Annotated in this window: 14 protein-coding genes and 1 pseudogene; 1 reads left to right on the top strand and 14 read right to left on the bottom strand. The window is 29.1% G+C overall.

From position 1 onward, the window contains the following. Positions 1-285: 285 nt before the first annotated feature. The 10 genes from rpmF to AXF11_RS07945 all read right to left on the bottom strand — a co-directional run bounded on the left by rpmF (position 286) and on the right by AXF11_RS07945 (position 12,211). Complete coding sequence (gene rpmF, locus AXF11_RS07990; RefSeq protein WP_068156871.1) at positions 286-480, bottom strand: 50S ribosomal protein L32; 195 nt, start codon at positions 478-480, stop codon at positions 286-288. A gap of 699 nt (positions 481-1,179) precedes the next feature. Then, on the bottom strand, positions 1,180-2,286 hold the full coding sequence (gene nadR / locus AXF11_RS07985; RefSeq protein ID WP_068158327.1) for a multifunctional transcriptional regulator/nicotinamide-nucleotide adenylyltransferase/ribosylnicotinamide kinase NadR: 1,107 nt from the start codon (positions 2,284-2,286) through the stop codon (positions 1,180-1,182). A gap of 90 nt (positions 2,287-2,376) precedes the next feature. After that, positions 2,377-2,778 carry a transcription antitermination factor NusB gene (gene nusB, locus AXF11_RS07980; protein WP_068156869.1) on the bottom strand — a complete coding sequence of 134 codons (402 nt, stop codon included), beginning with the start codon at positions 2,776-2,778 and terminating at the stop codon, positions 2,377-2,379. Between the two features lie 156 nt (positions 2,779-2,934). Further along, complete coding sequence (amaP, locus tag AXF11_RS07975; protein ID WP_068156866.1) at positions 2,935-3,600, bottom strand: alkaline shock response membrane anchor protein AmaP; 666 nt, start codon at positions 3,598-3,600, stop codon at positions 2,935-2,937. A 17-nt stretch (positions 3,601-3,617) separates the two neighbouring features. Beyond that, a complete protein-coding gene (locus tag AXF11_RS07970; protein WP_068156862.1) occupies positions 3,618-4,001 on the bottom strand; it encodes an Asp23/Gls24 family envelope stress response protein in 384 nt (127 codons plus the stop codon). A 228-nt stretch (positions 4,002-4,229) separates the two neighbouring features. Beyond that, entirely contained in the window at positions 4,230-5,585 is a 1,356-nt protein-coding gene (gene accC, locus AXF11_RS07965; protein ID WP_068156859.1) for an acetyl-CoA carboxylase biotin carboxylase subunit, read from the bottom strand. A 32-nt stretch (positions 5,586-5,617) separates the two neighbouring features. Then, positions 5,618-6,010 carry an acetyl-CoA carboxylase biotin carboxyl carrier protein gene (locus tag AXF11_RS07960; RefSeq protein ID WP_068156856.1) on the bottom strand — a complete coding sequence of 131 codons (393 nt, stop codon included), beginning with the start codon at positions 6,008-6,010 and terminating at the stop codon, positions 5,618-5,620. A 690-nt stretch (positions 6,011-6,700) separates the two neighbouring features. Beyond that, positions 6,701-10,243 (bottom strand): DNA polymerase III subunit alpha, encoded by a 3,543-nt coding sequence (dnaE, locus tag AXF11_RS07955; protein ID WP_068156853.1) that lies wholly within the window; start codon positions 10,241-10,243, stop codon positions 6,701-6,703. A 14-nt stretch (positions 10,244-10,257) separates the two neighbouring features. Next, positions 10,258-11,049, bottom strand: a complete 792-nt coding sequence (locus AXF11_RS07950) for a Cof-type HAD-IIB family hydrolase (protein WP_068156850.1) — start codon at positions 11,047-11,049, stop codon at positions 10,258-10,260. Between the two features lie 28 nt (positions 11,050-11,077). Next, complete coding sequence (locus AXF11_RS07945) at positions 11,078-12,211, bottom strand: cysteine desulfurase family protein (RefSeq protein WP_068156847.1); 1,134 nt, start codon at positions 12,209-12,211, stop codon at positions 11,078-11,080. Between the two features lie 353 nt (positions 12,212-12,564). On the opposite strand from AXF11_RS07945, the gene AXF11_RS07940 reads away from it, so the two are divergent. Continuing rightward, on the top strand, positions 12,565-13,776 hold the full coding sequence (locus tag AXF11_RS07940) for a dicarboxylate/amino acid:cation symporter (RefSeq protein ID WP_068156844.1): 1,212 nt from the start codon (positions 12,565-12,567) through the stop codon (positions 13,774-13,776). A 242-nt stretch (positions 13,777-14,018) separates the two neighbouring features. Here the strand turns inward: AXF11_RS07940 and AXF11_RS07935 are convergent. From AXF11_RS07935 to dnaG, 4 genes and pseudogenes are all read right to left on the bottom strand, one after another. Beyond that, a pseudogene (locus AXF11_RS07935) lies at positions 14,019-14,779 on the bottom strand (Nif3-like dinuclear metal center hexameric protein). Between the two features lie 91 nt (positions 14,780-14,870). Then, the gene (locus AXF11_RS07930) at positions 14,871-15,836 is read right to left on the bottom strand and encodes an RNA polymerase subunit sigma (RefSeq protein ID WP_335338990.1); all 966 of its coding nucleotides are present in this window, start codon (positions 15,834-15,836) and stop codon (positions 14,871-14,873) included. A 34-nt stretch (positions 15,837-15,870) separates the two neighbouring features. Further along, positions 15,871-17,049, bottom strand: a complete 1,179-nt coding sequence (rpoD, locus tag AXF11_RS07925) for an RNA polymerase sigma factor RpoD (RefSeq protein WP_068156837.1) — start codon at positions 17,047-17,049, stop codon at positions 15,871-15,873. Beyond that, the gene (dnaG, locus tag AXF11_RS07920) at positions 17,049-18,869 is read right to left on the bottom strand and encodes a DNA primase (protein WP_068156834.1); all 1,821 of its coding nucleotides are present in this window, start codon (positions 18,867-18,869) and stop codon (positions 17,049-17,051) included. Before dnaG ends, rpoD begins: the two co-directional genes overlap by 1 nt. Positions 18,870-18,925: the final 56 nt, after the last annotated feature.

The raw sequence follows: 18,925 nt of genomic DNA, 5'->3' as shown, positions 1-18,925 counted from the left end.
TAAGAAATTTTAAAAAATATATGACTTTTTTATTTATTTTTTAAAGATTAATCTAAGAATTTACCTAAATCACTAGTTTTACACAAATATTTTTTTATTTTTTTAATAAAAAAGATTTTTTTTATATTTTATTTTTACTTATAAAAAAATAAGAACACATCAGAAATTCAAACTTTACTAACATATAAAGACAGAATAAAATATTTAAGGATAAATAAAAGATTTCCTATTTTGATTTTCTTAAAATAATTTCCAAAAAAAATAGGAGCTTTTAAACTCCTGTAATTATTCAGCTTCTGTAGTATTGTCATCAGTTTTTAATACTTGTCTTCCTCTGTATACTCCTGTTTCTAAATTTAATCTGTGAGGTCTTCTCACTGTTCCATCAGCTTCTACTATAACATTTGGCGCTGTGATTGCATCATGTGCTCTTCTCATATTTCTTTTAGCTTTGGATGTTCTTTTCTTAGGTACTGCCATTATTTATCGACTCCTTTCCATATTTTTATTGATTATAGATAATTTACTAAAAATAACTAATTTTTCATTTTGGTGTTATAAAAAACGCCATTTTTACAAGTTTTTTTAGTTTTTATATCATTAACAAAATCCTTTTAAATTTTCACAGTAATTCATTATATCATAAATCATTACATTTTGCAACTTGATAAACTGCGAAAATGGTTTAAAAATTTTAGGGGCAGATTTTTTAATTTCAAATTTTTTAGGTTATTCTTGATTACAAGATGTTATTTTGTTTAATATTATTTTTTTATTTTTTACATAAGGGGAAAGGACCGCCATTTCCCCTTATAATCCCCACGCTCGTCTAAGCATTTTTTTGAAGCAAAGCCGAAACTCACTTCGTTCAGACAGTCGTCTTTACTCCAAAAAAATCACGACACTTTTGTATGGTAGTAAAATTTAAACCGTCGGAGCATTTTTATGTGCTGACAAAACTGTTTGAGCACGATTAGTGCGAGTTTTTTGGCAGTGCATAAAAATGTCTTGAGCCTTGCCGGGGTGCAGGGGTGCGGCGATGAGCACTTCTGCTTAAAAAAGAAAAAATTATTTTAGTAACTTTCTGGATTGAATGAAAAACTTAAAATAAGATTTTTTATTTACCCCTAACTATTTTACTCTGACAACTGCGAAAATAAAGTTTTTTATAAAATAAAATTATTCATAACTATCCGCAATTTCTTGCAAATTTTCTTTCCCGTCCAAATATGCTTTTATAATATGTTTACAAGCTAAATATCTGTTTTCATAACTACTTGATTTTACAGTTACGCACGAAATATCGTATTCTTTATACAATCTTTTAAGTAATTCTTGAAACTTTTCTCTTCTTCTGTCATCTCCAATCGAGCGTAGTCCATCATTTACCCATTTTACATTATTTTCCAAAAGTATTGTAAGATCGAATCTATAATTTTGCACAAACTCTCTGACAATCGGATTATCTCTTTCTTCATACGTCAGACAAAACGCCAAAGTTGTGATATAATCCGTATCTATCAGCGCAAATTTATTTGCATTTCTTGCTGCGTACAAGACATTCGACTGATGTCCAAAAACTATTTTCTCATAATCTGAGTATTGGAGAGCGTCTTCATCTCCTCCCAATTTCTCAAAGACGTATTCACGCCCATATTCCCATGCAGAACTCGTATTAAATACATTGGCTAGCTTATCAATCATAATGCTTTTTCCACTGCTCTCACCGCCACATATAGTTATAATAGGGATTAAATGCTCTCTCACTTCACGAGGCAAGTAATCCCAGTATTTACTTGGATTTTCCCTAATTTCCTGCGAGTTTACATTATATTCGTTATAATTTTCGTCAATTGACTTTGTCTGTGAGCCAAAATATCTTAAATAATACTTTTCATCGTCTTTATGGTTACTTATGAATATTACATCATTTTTCCAGTCTAAATTTTTTTCATTTGACAAATTCTCTCTTTTTTCTATTTCTTTTTTTAACAATTTTGACCACTTTTCCCATCCATCTGGATATGGTGGACAATCATCTTCGTTAAACAAAAAAGAAGCTACATTAGGCTGATTCTTAAATGTCTGCTTCACAAAACGAAGTCTGTCCTTTGGTGTTATTTCTTTCACAAACCTAGAATTTGAAGTAATCAAATCATCTCCATCGGTCGAATATGAAACTACTACATACACTTTTTCCACTATTCCACTCACTCTTTGAATTAAATTTACGTGCCCTATATGAAGTGGAAAAAATTTCCCCACGACAATACCTATTTTTTTCATCTCTTTTATTTTCACCTCTTTCATTTTTATTTTTTTTGTATATACAAAAACTTCTATATGCTAAAAAAGCGTATAGAAGTTAATTTATTTTTATTTCATATCTTTTACTAATTTTGCAAGAATTCCATTTAGAAAATCTTTTGTATCATTGTACGAATATTTTTTTGCAAGCTCCAAAACTTCATTTATTGCAATTTCATATCCAATGTTTTTTACAAGAATTTCATAAAAAGAAATTTTTAACAGTACCTTTTCTATTGTTCCCAGTCTTTCATAAGTCCAACCGTCAAGTGTATCTTTTATTTTTTCTATCAAAAATTCTTCATTTTCAATAATTTGGGTTACATAACTTTTTAAAAAATCAATCTGATCTTCTTTTGTAATCGCTTTTTCTTTGATAACTTCTTCGATTCTTTCTTGAATGTCATTATCAATTAATTCATGCTCAAAAAGAAGTTTAAATATTTCTTCCCTAATTTCTCTTCTTGTCATCAAATTTCCTTTCCTAAAATCTTCAAAAATAATAGAACTACGGTAGAAAAAATTTTGCGGTACTCAGTAAATTTACAAAGCTAACGCCACTATTCTTATGGTTCTCATCTTTCAGATAATATTTTCAATTTCTTCCTGCAATTTTATTTTTTTAAATTACTCCATCTTTTCTTTTACTTCCAGAGCTTTATCATTTTTATCGTCATCACTTTTTTCAACTTTTTCTTTTTGGTCTTCTTTGACAGATTTTTCTGCTACAGAATTTTTTTTGTGTGAATTTATGACTTTTTTTTCAGCTATTGTTTCACCTAAAACTTTTCTCAATTTTATTTTAGTCTTTTTAACTGTAATCCCAGTCGCACGAAAAACATATTCGGATAACTCATTTTGAATCTTTGAAAGTTTGTCGTTTAAATCATCTACATTGTATGTGTCCACACTCGCTTCGATGACGACTGCTTTTCCCTTTGGGTGTGATTTTACTTTTGAGTTTTTTATAATTTCTTTTGTTTTAAAAAATTCTTTTGTAGTTTCATTTATTGTTTTTATTGATACTTCAATTTCACCATTTTTATTTTTTACTTTTTTATTTTGAGAATATTTAGTAATTTTATTGACATATGAAAGTAAAAATAACACTAAATAAATTACTGCCACTACTCCAACTAAAATTTTCACATTAAAATTGCTCAAATCAATCGCACTATCCAACTGATCCAAATATGTTGTTTTAAACAAAATATCTGAAATACTAGAAAAGGCAATTCCAATAAATCCCAATATCACTGATAATTTCGCTAAAAATCCCAATATAGCTACCATTTATCCTCCTAAATTACCTATTCATCAACTTTTTCTATCACTGCTACTTCTTCTTTTTTATCATCTTCAACAATTTTTTGAATATATACATTTACTTCCTGAACTTTTAATCCAGTTGTTTCTGTGATTGCTTTTACTACTTTTGACTGAATTTCTCCAGCAAGAGCCGGCAACTGATAACCCATTTTTGCAACGATATACAAATCAATTGTACATTCTGTTTCTCCTACTTCAACTTCGATTCCTTTTCCGCCAGAAGATACGCTTTGGAAAAATTTAATTATTTCATTTTTTGATTTTCCGCCAACTAAGCTACTTACTCCTTCAATTTCTGACACTACTAATTCGGCAATAGTTGCCACAACTTCTTGCGATATGCTTACATTTCCTAATTCGTTCATTTTAATTCCTCCTAAATTTAAAAATTAAATATTTAATTCTTTTTGTTAAACAAATTATCCCATCTTAAAAAATAGGAAACTTTGTTTTAATTAATAGAATTATACCACAATATTTTATTTTTTTCATCTTTTTAAAATAAATTTTTTATAACTTCTGAAAAATTTTTTTACAAAGAATAAAGCTTTTTTATAAAAATTAAAGCCAGACATGTTGCTTATGAGAATTTTCTATTTTCCTAAAACTTCGCTAAAATAAGTTTCGATGAAGTTTGTATAAAACTTTCCTTCCCTAAACGCTTTATTTGCTAAAACTTTTAGATGAAATGGAATTGTTGTATCCACTCCTTCGATTATAAATTCTCTTAATGCTCTTTCCATTCTTACAATTGCTTCTTCACGATTTTTGCCTTTAACAATCAATTTAGCTATCATTGAATCGTAATAAGGTGGAATTTCATAGTTTTGATACGAATGGGAATCCACTCTCACCCCAATTCCACCAGCTGGGATATACTTTTCCAAAATTCCTGACGACGGTAAGAAGCCATTTTCAGAATCTTCAGCATTTATTCTGCACTCAATTACGTGTCCATTAATACTTATATCTCTCTGTGTAAAGCTCAATTTTTCTCCAGCTGCCACTCTTATTTGCTCTTTGACTAAGTCAACTCCGGTAATTTCTTCACTTACAGTATGTTCCACCTGGATACGGGTATTCATCTCCATAAAATAGAAATTCATATCTTTGTCAACCAGGAACTCCAATGTTCCGACACTGTCATAACCTATTCCTTTGGCTAATTTTACTGCAAATTTTCCCATTTTTTCACGAGTTTTGGCATCAATTCCAGCAGATGGACTTTCTTCCACCAATTTTTGATGCCTTCTTTGAATCGAGCAATCTCTTTCCCCTAAATGAACAACATTTCCATATTTATCTCCAACTACTTGAATCTCAACGTGTCTTGGCTCTTCTACATATTTTTCAATATAGACATCTGGATTTCCAAAATTTGCTTTGGCTTCGTTTTGTGCAACGGCATAGTTTTCAACTAGTTCTTCCTCATTTCTAGCGATTCTCATCCCTTTTCCGCCACCACCGGCAGTCGCTTTTATCATCACTGGATAAGTTATCCATTTTGCCACTTTTTTGGCTTCTTCAACATCTGGAACAATTCCGTCTGAACCTTTTGTCATAGGAATTTTATGTTTGCTTGCGGTTTCCCTTGCAGTCGCTTTATCTCCCATCATACTTATAAGTTCTGGTTTAGGACCGATAAATACAATGTCATTTCTTTCACAAATTTCAGCAAATCTCTGATTTTCTGATAAAAATCCATATCCTGGATGAATTGCTTCGCTATTTGTAATTTGCGCCGCCGAAATGATATTAGGTATTTTTAAATAAGAATCAGCAGCACTGGGTTTTCCAATACAAATTGCCTCATCTGCAAGTTTTACATGCAACGAATCCTTATCTGCCTCCGAATACACAGCAACTGTAGCAATTCCCAATTCTCTTGCTGCTCTTATAATCCTCACAGCGATTTCTCCTCTGTTTGCTATTAATATTTTTTTAAACATTAATAATCCTCCTAAATATTAACTTTTTTAATCTATTTTATCTCAATTTTAAATAATTCTTTTGAAAAATCAACGGCAATCCCATCGGAAACCAAAACTTCTTTTATCACTCCGTTAACTGTAGATTTTACTTCATTTTCAATTCCCATTGTGTAAATTTTAGCTAATATTTCACCTTTTTTCACTTCTTTTCCACTACTTACATTTAATAATTTTATTTTTCCAACATTATCCGATTTGATAATTTCTTCTTTTTTAACGGCTTTTTCCTCTTTAGCTTTCAAAGGTTGAGCTACACTTACATTTTGTGCGGCACAACAAGAATTAATCAATGTCAATTTTATTTTTCCATATCTGACTTTAAGTTCTTCCAATTCTTCTTTTTTCATAACTTTCATTAATTCCTGAATATCTCTTAATTCCATTATTTCTCCTCATTTTAAAACTATCATTTTTAAAAATTTATATTTCTTCATTTTGCAACAATCACTTGATTTTCTATAGTTTATTATAACATACAATATTACATTTTACAACTTTTAGGTTTTTTAAGATGGTTTAAAAATTTTAGGGGCAGATTTTTTAATTTCAAATTTTTTAGCTTATTTTTGATTACAAGATGTTATTTTGTTTAATATTATTTTTTTATTTTTTTACATAAGGGGAAAGGACCGCCATTTCCCCTTATAATCCCCACGCTCGTCTAAGCATTTTTTCTGCGTCAAAGCCGAAACTCGCACTAAACGTGCTCAAACAGTCGTCTTTACTCCAAAAAAATCACGACACCTTTTGTATAATAGTAAAATTTAAACCGTCGGAGCATTTTTATGTGCTGACAAAACTGTCTGAGCGTAAGCGAGTTTTTTGGCAGTGCATAAAAATGTCGAAGACTAGCCGGGGTGCAGGGGTGCGGCGATGAGCACTTCTGCTTAAAAAAGGAATAGAAAAAAATTGTTATTTTAGTAACTTTCTGGATTGAATGAAAAACTTAAAATAAGATTTTTTATTTGCCCCTAACTATTTTACTCTGTCGTTTTTTAAGGACAAAGTAAAAATGTACAAATGTCAAACATTTATTACAAAAATATATTAAAAAAAATATTAATCAAAAGATATTATTTTATTTTTATTTTTCTCTCTCCAACTAACTTTACCAATCTTCGTAAAAAATTTAATGATATACTTATGCCATATTTGGAAGTTTTAAGCTCTATTTTTCCATTTTTTTCCAAAAATTGAATAAATTTATTTTTTCCTCGATATTTCAACATCAAATTTTTTATTTCTTTCGATTTTTTTATTGTATCTTCGTCAATTTTAATAAATAATTTCAAATCTTGCCTTTTTTCTAAATTTTCCAATTTACAAATATTTTCTAAAAAAATATTATATTTCTCATTTTCAAAATTTACATTCCCTTCCAAAATAACAATTTCATTTTCTTTAATTTCATTTTCAAAATTACCATATTTATTTGGAAAACAAATCACTTTGATGCTTCCATCAAAATCTTCCAGTTCAAATTTTGCCATTTGTTCTCTCTTTTTTGTGTAAAAAATATTTAGATTTTTCAGTATTCCAATCACTCTTACGTTTTTTAAATTTTTTTTGAAAATGTTTTTAATTTTATTGTGAGAAATTCTCTCAATTAACACTTTTTTTAGATCCAACGGGTGCTTTGAAACATAAATTCCCAAATATTTTTTTTCATTTTCAAGCAATTCTGCTTTGGAAAATTTTGTATTTTTTAATTTTGTATTTTTTAAATTTTTTGAATTAGAAATTTTTTCATCTTTAAAATTTAAATCTTCAAAAAGTGAGCCATTTACTTCTGTATCTGCATCTAATAACTCAAAATTTTTTATCAATTCAAATTTTTCATTACGAGTTTTCTCAAGTTTATCTAGCGCTCCTGAAAGTATCAAAATTTCAAGTTGTTTTGCTGTCATTCCGTTATCTCTCATTCGTTGTGCAAAATCTTTGTATGAACTAAATTTGCCGTTTTTTAGCTCTTCACACAAAATTTTTACAAATTTTTCTCCTATTCCTTTTACTCCAGCAAATCCAAAGCGGATGCTCTCACCTTGTCCATTTTCATTTTTTATAACTTTAAAATTTTTATTACAAAAATTCACATCAGGTAGTAATAAATTTATATTCTTTTTCTTAGCTTCATTTACAAAAATACGAAATCTATCCAAATTTGAAACTTCCACCGACATTATCGCAGCAAAAAATTCCAAAGGATAATTTGCCTTAAAAAAAGCTGTCCAGTAAACGATTAATGAATATGCCGCCGAATGCGACTTGTTAAATCCGTAGCCACCAAATTTTTCGATTAAGTCATAGATTTCATTTGCTTTTTTTTGTGGATTTTCACTCTGTAAAACGCCTTTTTTTAAAGTATTTTTTACAAATTTTTCACGGTTTTTCTGAATTAATTCAAGATTTTTTTTACTTATCGCTCTTCTCACTTCATCAGCTTCCCCAAGCGTATAACCCGCAAGTTCACTTAAAATTTTCATAACTTGCTCCTGATACAAAATCATTCCGTAACTTTCTGCCAAAATATCTTTTAGAGAACCATCAATATATTTTATCTCATTTTTTGAATTTTTTTGAGAAATAAAGTCATCTACCATTCCACTTCCAAGAGGCCCTGGTCTATAAAGTGCAAGAAGTGCCACAATATCACTAAAACTCTCAACTTTCATCTTTTTCATAAGACTTCTGATACCGACTGACTCGCACTGAAAAACTCCCATTGTATCAGCATTTGAAAGAAGCTCATAAGTTTTTTTGTTATCTAATGGAATTTTATCAAGAAATACTTTATTTTTCGATTTTTCAAAAAAAATCTCATTATATTTTTTGCTCTCTTCCACATTTTCAACAGTTTTTCGCAAAATTGTCAAGTTTTTTAAGCCCAAAAAATCCATTTTCAAAATTCCTAGTTCTTCCAGCTCTTTCATCTGATACTGAGTTGCCACAACTTTTGTTTTCCCATCGGAATAAGTTGGTATTTCATCAGTCAAAACATCTTTTGAAATGACAATCCCTGCTGCATGAATAGAAGTGTGCCTAACCTGCCCTTCCAGCTTTAAGGAATAATCAATTATTTCTCTTGTTTCCCTGTCAATTTCATACATCATTTTCAATTCTGCCACATTTTCTTTTGCTTCACTCAAATCCATACTAAAAGGTATCATTTTCGCAATTTTATCAACTTTTGAAATTTTCACATTCAAAACTCTTCCCACATCTCTAATTACTAGTCTTGCTTTTAATGTTCCAAAAGTTATGATATGAGCGACATGCTCACTTCCATATTTTTTATAGACATAATCTATAACTTGCTCCCTTTGCTCCTGATCAAAGTCTATGTCAATATCAGGCATAGAAATTCTTTCAGGGTTCAAAAATCTCTCAAAAATCAAATTATATTCAAGCGGATCAATATCTGTAATATTTAAAGCATACGAAACTATGCTTCCCGCAGCAGAACCACGTCCAGGTCCAACATAGATTCCATTTTCTCTAGAAAACTTTATAAAATCCCAAACTATGATAAAATAACCATTATAACCCATTTCATCAATAATTTTAAGCTCGTATTCCGCTCTTTTTATTATACTTTTTCCATCCAAATTTTTTTCATTTTTAAATTTTTTACTCGAAAATTTTTTAATTACTTCTTGTATATCTTCTTCATTTTCCACTTCAAAAGATGCAAGAGAATATCTTTTCACAACTCCATTATAGACAAGTTTTCGCAAAAATTCTTTTTCCGATATATTTTTAGGTAACTCATATTTGGGAAATTTGAACTTGTGAAATTCAAAATCGACTTCACAATTTTCAACAATTTTTTGAATATTTTCAATCGCTTTTTCAAAAATCTCATTTTCATTTTCAAAAGAGTTTTTCATTTCAATATAATTTTTAAAATAGAAGTCATTATTTTTAATTTCCTCACTATTTACAATTTTTTCTGAATCCGATTTTTCTCCATCTTTTATCAGTTCCACTATTTTTTGCAAAATTTTATCTTCTTCACTCAAATAATAAATGTCATTCGTTACAACAAAATTACTTATTTCTTCTCTTTTTACCGTTTCAATAAGCAACTTTTTCACTTTTTCAAGTTTTTTTTCTGCTGGAATTTCTAAAAAAAAGTTCTTGTCAAAATCAAAAGAAAATTTTTGCATTATTTTTCGTGCAATTTCATTTTTTTTATCTAAAATACATTTCGTAATTTCTCCGTTTACTCCGCCTGATAAAATATATAAATCTTGTGAGTACTGTTTCAAATCTTCATATTTTACTTTATTTCTTTTCCGTGAAAACTTTTCAAACGAAATCGAAGACAACTTGCACAAATTTTTATAACCATTTTTATTTTTTGCAAGTAAAGTTAAAGAATATTCTCCAAAATTTTCAAGTCCGTCTAAAAAGATTTCAAGTCCAATAATTGGCTTAATCTTAGCGTTTTTACATTTTTTAAAAAATTCTATTGCACCAAACATATTGACATCCGTTATTGCAAGGGAAGTCATCCCAAGCTCACTTGCTTTTCTCACATATTCATCTATTTTCCCAACACTTTCCAGCAAAGAATACTCGGTATGCAACTTTAAATGTACAAATTCACTTTCCATCAATTTCCCCTACTTTATAAATTTTTTAGAATTTCATAAATTCCATCTTCGTCATTGGACAAAGTTATTCTGTCAGAAGAAAATTCCTTTTTTAAGTCTTCGGTCGCATTTCCCATAAGATACCCGTATTTTACTGATTTTAACATCTCCAAGTCATTCCATTGATCTCCAAAAGCCATTGCCTCCTGTGGCAAAATATTATATTTTTCAAGCATAACTTTAACAGTTAACCCTTTATTCACTTCTTTATTTAGCGCTTCCAAATACTTTAATTTTGAGAACACAAATGTAACATCTGGCAACTTTTCTTCCAATTCTTTTTTCAACTTTTTTAAAACCTCATTTTCATTGATAAAAAGCGCTTTTGTCGAAGTTTTTCCAAAAAAATTGTCAAAATTTTCCACATAATACGGAATTCCAACACTTTCAGCATACGCTTTCCCCTCATCTGTCTCTTTTTCGATGTACAATTTATCATCTGTGTACAAATTCAAGTGAATATTTTTTTCTCTTGCAATTTTTATTATCTTTTCCACAGCATTCGCATCTAGCGGTTTTTCATAAATCATTTTTTTTGTTGCGGGATCCACAATTCTTCCACCGTTATAAGTAATCACGGGATTTTTTATTTTAAGCATTTCGATAAAAGGACTTGCTGAAGTAAATGTACGACCTGTCGCAATAAAAATTTTAACTCCTCTTTTTTCTAATTCATTCAATTTATTTTTTAAATTTTCAGAAATTGTATGCTCACTTGTAAGCGCTGTCCCATCCAAATCCAAAAATATTGCCTTAATTTTGTCCATTTTTACTTTTCACTCCTTCACAAATTTTTTATATTATCTCTTTCAAATTTTCAATAAAATAATCAATTTCTTCAATTGTCGTATCTTTTCCAATACTGATTCTAAACGAACTTTTCAATTTTTCATCATTTAATCCCATAGCTTTTAAAACATACGAATTTTCAAGCGAACCAGACATACAGGCTGAACCTCCGCTCACACAAATTCCCCTCATATCAAGAGCTACTAAAAGCATTTGAATATCCGTATTTTCTATAAAAACATTTGTAATATTTTTCACTCTTCTTGAATTTTCTCCATTTATTTCCACTTTCTGAATTTTTCCAATTTCATTTTTCAATTTTTCTTCCAAATATTTTTGAATTTTTTTTTCGTGTTCAAAAACCACTTCCATTTTTTCATAAACTTCCCCAAGTGCAACGCCGGTTCCCAAAATTCCATTCACATTTTCAGTCCCCGCTCTTCTATTTCTCTCCTGACTTCCTCCAAAAATTTCTTTTTCAACATTATATTTTTTGTTGATAAACACAAATCCGGTCCCTTTAGGTCCGTAAAATTTATGCGATGACACAGTCAAAGCATCTATTCTCAACTCTTTTGGATAAATTTCAAATTTTCCAATTGCCTGAACAGCATCCGTGTGAAAAAAAATTTCTTTTTCTTTTAAAAACTCACCAATTTCCTTTATTGGCTGAATAACTCCAGTTTCATTATTTACAAACATAACTGACACAAGCGCTGTATCTTTTCTAACTGCTTTTTTTAGCTTTTCAACATCAATTATTCCATCTTTTGTAACGTCTATGTAAGTTACGTCATACCCTTGCTTTTCAAGACTTTCAAAAGTTTTTAGCACGGTTGAATGTTCGATTTTGGTCGTTATGATGTGTTTTCCTTTATCCTTATTCTGTTTTAAAAATCCTTTTATGACAAGATTGTTCCCTTCCGCACCACCAGAAGTAAAAACTATTTCTTTTGCTTCAACTTTTAAATTTTTTGCCACAATATGTCTTGCATTTTCAACTACAGCTTTTGCTTTTTGACCCAAAGTATGTGTTGAAGAAGGATTTCCATAAATATCTTCAAACGATTTTATCATTTCTTCAACTACCTTTTTTGACATTTTTGTTGTAGCCGCATTATCTAAATAAACTAATTTCATTTTTTTCTCCTAATTTTTAAAAACTTTTATATCATTATTTTACCATATTTCGCAATTAATCAAAAAATTTTTTTCATTAATTTTATTTTTTTATAAATAATTATCAAGCAAATCCACTGATTAATTTGTTTATTTTATATTTTGTTTTTAGTTTAATCTTTTTATTTTTTTTAATAAGTAGAAATGGTGGTCCTTTACCCTTATGTAAAAAATATGAGAATAATATTGAACAGAACAACGCTTTGTAACCAAAAATAAATTAAAAGTATTTCTAAAAATTAATTTATAAAAACCTTAAATTTATGATATAATACAGTTATAGTTATTTTTTTTTAATGAAAGGAGAAAATTTTATGAAAAGATTTAAACTAGGTCTGGTTTCACGGCTACTTATGGCAATCGTGCTGGGGATTTGTGCTGGATTTATTTTACCAGGACCGATTATTAGAATTGCTGTAACTTTTTCAGGACTGTTCAGTAAATATTTGGCATTTATTATACCACTTATGATTATTGGTTTTATAGTAACAGGAATTGCTGATTTAACACAAGGAGCAGGAAAACTTCTAGGAATAACAACTGTTATAGCGTATGGTTCAACGATTTTAGCAGGTACACTGGCCTATATAATGGCCTCAACAGTTTTTCCACATATTATAGATAGTAACACTCTTGCAAAAATAGGAGACCCGGAAAAAGGAATGTTAAAACCTTTTTTTGAAATAAGTTTACCACCTTTACTAGATGTAACTTCAGCAGTAGTTTTTTCATTTTTGATGGGTCTTTCTATAAGCTGGTTAAAATCTCAGAAAAATGATTATGGTGAAACAATTTATAATTTATTTTCAGATTTTTCTATTATTATTGTAAAAGTTTTATCGACTTCAATCATTCCAGTCTTGCCTTTTTACATTTTTGGAACATTTGCAAATATGGCTCACAGTGGTGGTGTATTTACGATAATGTCAGTATTCATAAAGGTATTTTTGTGTGTTTTGACTTTACATATTATATATTTAATAATTTTATTTATAATTTCTGGTGCAATTGGAAAGAAAAATCCACTTCAGTTGTTAAAACATCAAATTCCGGGATATTTAACGGCACTTGGAACTCAGTCTTCTGCAGCTACAATCCCTGTAAATGTGGAATGTGCTAAAAATAACGGAGTTTCTGAAGAGATAAGGGATTTTGTCGTCCCACTTTGTGCAACAATCCATATGGCTGGAAGTATCATAACGATAACAAGTTGTGTTACAGCTGTCTTAATGATAAATAATATGCCTCATAGCTTGTCAACCATGTTTCCATTTATAATGACTTTGGGGATCGCAATGGTAGCAGCACCAGGAGCACCAGGTGGAGCAATAATGTCAGCACTGCCATTTTTAGGAATGGTTGGAATTATTTCGACAGGCTCTCTGGGAACAATGCTTATTGCACTATACATAACTCAAGATAGTTTTGGAACTGCGGCAAATGTGTCTGGAGATAATGCAATCGCTGTTATTATAGATACAATTTACCATAGATATATAAAAAAAGAAGATAACGCCACTTCATAATTTTTACTAAAAAATCGAAATTTTTTTATTTTTTTAAATGAAACTTTCAATAAATTATTAGAAATTCTTATTTTATACTCAAGCTCATTTAAAATAGAACTATTTCAAGTAAGTTTTACCATACAACGAATACACCTCATGTAAAATTAACAATATAAAAAAAGAGAAATGAAACATTTTATTGCTCAAAACTCTTTTTTTATATGCTTTATAACGATAGCTCATTTTTTATAAAAAATTTTTTATCCTAATTGAAAAATTTGATTTTCATAATGTTTAATCATTTCACCATCAAAAAACTTTGAAACTTCCCGTTCCATTAAGTCCGCAAATAAATATTCACTTTCCAAATGACCTATATCGACTAAAAGTCCCCCTTCTTCAACTACATCAAGTGCTTCGTGATATCTCAAATCCCCTGTTAAAAATACATCAGCATTTCCTTTTGCCTGACTTATAAAAGAACTTCCACCACCTGTCACAAGTCCCACTCTGTAGACAACCCTGTCTTTATCTCCAACATATCTCACATACGGCAGTCCCAATTGATATTTAATTTTTTTACTAAATTTTCCAAAGTAATTCCTTCATTTAAAATTTTTATTCTAACAGTCCCACCATGATGTTGCTCCAAACAATCCTTAATTTCGTTGTAATCTTCAAAGCTAACTTCGTTTAATATTTTCGTTTCTCCGTCTAAATCCAATTTTTCCATCACAAAGTCATTTAACCCATTTACTGAAAAATCAGCATTTGTGTGAATTGAATAAACAGCTATTTTATTTTCAATAAGTCTCAAAACTTTTCTTGCGTGTAATGTTTCGTTATTAATTCTCTTCATTCCTGAAAAAATAACTGGATGATGAGAAATTATCAAATTTACACCACTTTTTAACGCTTTTTCGACAGCATTTTCCGTCACATCCAAACAAAACAGTATTTTTTTTATTTCTTTATCTTCATCTCCGATTAAAAGCCCAACATTATCCCAATCTTCTGCCATTTTAGGATTATACATTGTCTTTAATTCGCCAATTATATCTCTTAATTTCATACATACCCTCTTTCTTTTGATTTTTTTATTATTTAATTTTTTAATTAACTAAAAAATTTAAATTTTCACTATTTTTTATAAAATCACTCTGAAGCATATCTATTGACAGTTTATTAAGCGCTTTTTCCTTTAAAATATTCACATTATGATAACCTATATTAAGTGCCTTGGCTATTTCCTTTTCCGAATATATTTTGTCATCCAATCCATAAAACATTACCAAAATCTGTTCATCAATGTAACTTAATTTTTTTGGAATATTTTCCAAAATATACATTTTTGTTATTTTATCGGCTTTTTCAAATATTTTTTCACTTTCTAGCGATTTTTCATCTTTTATATCGTCAAACAATTTTTCCAAATCTTCCAAGTATTCTGGATTTACATTCATTTGTTTACTAATTTCTTCAACGCTGTAACCGCCAGCTTTGTCCAATTTTAATTTCAAATATAAAATATATGACAATTCCATTGATTTTATATTTTTTAACAATTTTTTTTGAAATTCCAAAATATATTTTATTGAAAAGTTCTTCAAAAAAAACTCTGGCTCTTTGGAAGTTTCCATTATCTTAGGATAATAGCTTAATCCTGAAATTAATCCCAATGTCGCTTCTTGAACTATATCTAAAAATGAAAAACCAAATTTGGAATAGACAAGACTCTCTTTTACCGCAACCTTTAAATATCTGTCGATTAATTCATCATCCCCAAAACTTTTTTTTTCTTTAATTTTTTGAAAAATTTCTTTATTTCTTGACTTTATGTCTTCCAAATAAGATTTTATTGTACTTTTTTCCAAAACATAAAAATCTTCATTTTCCAGAACAATAAAGTCATTTCCATCGACAGATGTCCGCACTTCTGGAATATTTTCTAAATAAATAAATTTCAAAAACTCAAAAAATTCATCATCAGATAAATCATTGTTTTCGACAACTTTTTCAAAACTAAATTTACCTTTTTTTCTTATATCTTCCATTATGCTATTTAACAATTTGCTCACCTCTATTTTAAAATGAAAGGAGCCATCCAGATGTCTAGCTCCTATAATCTTCTAATTTTTTTCTTCTGCTTGGATGTCTTAATTTTCTTAATGCTTTTACTTCAATTTGTCTTATTCTCTCTCTTGTTACATTAAAAATTTTCCCGACTTCTTCCAATGTTTTTTGCGAACCATCATCTAAGCCATATCTATATCTAAGTACCATCTCTTCTCTTTCATTTAATGTTTTTAGAACATCGTCAAGCTGTTCCTTTAAAAGTACTCTGGTTGTCGCATCATATGGATTTGCGAATTTGTCATCTTCCACAAAATCACCTAATTCACTATCTTCTTCACTTCCTACAGGAGTTTCCAAAGAAATGGGGTCCTGATTCATCTCAAGTATATTTTTTACTTTTTCAACTGGTAATTCCAACTTTTTTGACAATTCTTCAGCTGTCGGTTCTTTTCCAGTTTCCTGCAAAATAATTCTACTTTCTTTTTTTATTTTATTAATTGTTTCTATCATATGAACAGGTATTCTTATTGTTCTTCCTTGGTCAGCAATCGCTCTTGTTATTGCCTGTCTTATCCACCAAGTCGCGTAAGTTGAAAATTTGAATCCTTTTTCATACTCAAATTTTTCAACAGCTTTCATAAGTCCCATATTCCCCTCTTGAATTAAATCTAGCATTTTTAGACCTCGATTAGTATGTTTTTTGGCTATGCTCACCACTAATCTCAAATTAGATTCTATTAATTTTTGTTTCGCTTCTTCATCTCCATTTAAAACTTTCTGTGCATACTCTATTTCTTCTTCATAACTTAAAAGTGGTATTTGTCCAATTTCACGTAAATACATTTTAATTGGTTCGTCCACATCCATACTTTCAGCCATTTTAATTAAATCTGCCTGTAGTAACTTGTCCACTTCATTTTCATCTATTTCGTTCTCCACAAACTCATCATTTCCGTCTTCAAAGTCAGAAACTTCCATTTTTTTTATTTCTTCCATAGTTTTTGGAACTTTTAGCAACTCATTTTTTTCTTTTAGCGTATTAACTATTCGGACACCATCGTCAGTTAGTTTTTTTATTAACTGTTCAATTTTTTCAGGTGGATAATCCGCTGGTAAAGTGGAATTAATTTCTTCATAACTGGCTACTTTCTGCTTTCTTGTTTCTTTTATAAAATTTGCGAGACTGTTTTTTAATTTATTTTTGTTTTCAGACATTATCCTGGTCTCCTTATTTCTTCAAATTTCTTATATATTTTTTTTAATTCTTCCAATGTATGAAATTCTTTTGAAAGCTCAATTTCAACTTCTTTTTTTAGTTTATACTTTTCCTCTCTTGTCATATTTTTTCGAATATTTTTTATATCCCTTCTCAGCCAACTTTTAAATATCTCCTTAAAATAACTTTCTTCATCTTCAATTTCTCTGTCAGCAGAAATTTTCAAACTAAATATTTTCTCTTTCTGCTCCTCAGTAAGATCAAACTTATTCATCTGTGAAACATTTGCCACATCGAAATTTATCCCTTTTAATTTTGAAAATAATTCACTGTAAAATTTATTCGTCAAATCTTTTTTTGTAAGCATTTGAGTTTTTTCTTTCTCTAAATCAAAATACTTTATACAATACATTATTGTCTGTTCTTCCAAATCATCATAAAAATCTTTTTTATCTTTTTTATACTGTACCTTTATTTCATAATTACTTTTTGTACCATAACTATTACCTTTTTTATTTTTATTATTGAAATCTTTATTATTTTTAAATTCTTGCCTTAAATATTTTTCTTCAATTCCTATTTCGTGTGATAATTTTTGAATGTATAGTTCTTTATCAAGTTCATTTTCAAAAGTTTCAAAAAACGGCTTAAATTTTTCAACCAATATTCTTTTAGAAGCTATTTCATCTATATTCAAAGTTTTTGTAAATTCCTGAAACAAAAAATCATAAAAATCAACTGATTTTTTTAAAGTTTCCACAAATTTTCTCTTGCCGTATTTTCTTAGAAATTCGTCTGGATCTTTTACATTTTCGGTTATTCTAAGGCACTTTATGTCAAAGTTCAACTTTTTTAAAATGTATCCCGCTCTTATTATGGCATTTTTCCCAGCTTCATCGTTGTCGTAAGCAATTATAATATTTTTGGTATATTTTTTTAGTAAATTAGCCTGCTCTTCAGTAAAAGCTGTTCCAAGACTTGCGACTGCTGTTTCAAATCCATATTTTTTTACTGTCAGTACATCCAAGTACCCTTCCATAAGCATTGCAAAGCCTTTTCTCTTAATCGCTTCCCCACGATTTTTTAGACCAAATAATTCCCTTCCTTTTTTAAAGACAACAGAATCAGCTGAATTTAAGTATTTAGGTAAATCCGTATCCTTTTCAATAATTCTTCCACCAAAACCGACTATTTTATTTTGTGGATTATAAATTGGAAACATAATTCTATTTCTAAAAGTGTCGTATACCGCTCCTGTTTCGTTTCTTTTTACAAGTCCTAATTCTAATATTTTTTCTTCAGAAAAATTTTTTTTTATCAAATATTTAAACAGCTCATCTTTCTCATTTAAAGAAAATCCTATTTCAAATTTTTTAATATCTTCTGGTAAAAAACCTCTTTCTTTCATATATTTTAGCGCTTTATCATTTTCTTCTATAGCATTTTTAAAAAATTCATAGGCACTGTTTAAAATTTCATAATATTCTTTGTACTTATCCTGGCTAACTTCGTAATTATTTCCAAAATTTGACTTTCTTAGTGGAATATTATATTTTTGCGACAATTCTTCCATTGCTTGTGGAAAACTCACATCATTTATTAGCTGATAAAATTTTATTACATTTCCGCCAACTCCAGAACTGAAATCAAAAAATATATTTTTTATAGGATCAACTGAAAAAGATGGCGTCCTTTCATCTTTAAAAGGAGACAATCCTTTGTATCCGGAACCTGATTTTTTTAAATTTACATATTCTGAAATCACTTCCACAATATCTAAACTATCGATTAATTTTTGAATTTCCTTTTTTTCATACATAACTTTGTTCACTCCCTTTTATTTTTTATCTAAGGGAACTCTTTTAATAATTTTTT

Origin of the sequence: Leptotrichia sp. oral taxon 847 (genome assembly GCF_001553645.1) — a bacterium.
In the GTDB taxonomy this organism is placed as follows: Bacteria; Fusobacteriota; Fusobacteriia; order Fusobacteriales; family Leptotrichiaceae; genus Leptotrichia.
Note: the sequence above shows the minus strand (reverse complement) of the source record. Positions and strands in the feature narration are given on the sequence as shown.

What these genes read in the sequence shown, in the direction of transcription:
- amaP (WP_068156866.1), bottom strand. Translation starts at nt 3,600, where the DNA reads ATGGTAGCTATATTGGGATTTTTAGCGAAATTATCAGTGATATTGGGA.
- AXF11_RS07945 (WP_068156847.1), bottom strand. Translation starts at nt 12,211, where the DNA reads ATGAAATTAGTTTATTTAGATAATGCGGCTACAACAAAAATGTCAAAA.
- nusB (WP_068156869.1), bottom strand. Translation starts at nt 2,778, where the DNA reads ATGACAAGAAGAGAAATTAGGGAAGAAATATTTAAACTTCTTTTTGAG.
- accC (WP_068156859.1), bottom strand. Translation starts at nt 5,585, where the DNA reads ATGTTTAAAAAAATATTAATAGCAAACAGAGGAGAAATCGCTGTGAGG.
- rpmF (WP_068156871.1), bottom strand. Translation starts at nt 480, where the DNA reads ATGGCAGTACCTAAGAAAAGAACATCCAAAGCTAAAAGAAATATGAGA.
- AXF11_RS07940 (WP_068156844.1), top strand. Translation starts at nt 12,565, where the DNA reads ATGAAAAGATTTAAACTAGGTCTGGTTTCACGGCTACTTATGGCAATC.
- nadR (WP_068158327.1), bottom strand. Translation starts at nt 2,286, where the DNA reads ATGAAAAAAATAGGTATTGTCGTGGGGAAATTTTTTCCACTTCATATA.
- AXF11_RS07960 (WP_068156856.1), bottom strand. Translation starts at nt 6,010, where the DNA reads ATGGAATTAAGAGATATTCAGGAATTAATGAAAGTTATGAAAAAAGAA.
- dnaG (WP_068156834.1), bottom strand. Translation starts at nt 18,869, where the DNA reads ATGTATGAAAAAAAGGAAATTCAAAAATTAATCGATAGTTTAGATATT.
- dnaE (WP_068156853.1), bottom strand. Translation starts at nt 10,243, where the DNA reads ATGGAAAGTGAATTTGTACATTTAAAGTTGCATACCGAGTATTCTTTG.
- AXF11_RS07950 (WP_068156850.1), bottom strand. Translation starts at nt 11,049, where the DNA reads ATGGACAAAATTAAGGCAATATTTTTGGATTTGGATGGGACAGCGCTT.
- AXF11_RS07970 (WP_068156862.1), bottom strand. Translation starts at nt 4,001, where the DNA reads ATGAACGAATTAGGAAATGTAAGCATATCGCAAGAAGTTGTGGCAACT.
- rpoD (WP_068156837.1), bottom strand. Translation starts at nt 17,049, where the DNA reads ATGTCTGAAAACAAAAATAAATTAAAAAACAGTCTCGCAAATTTTATA.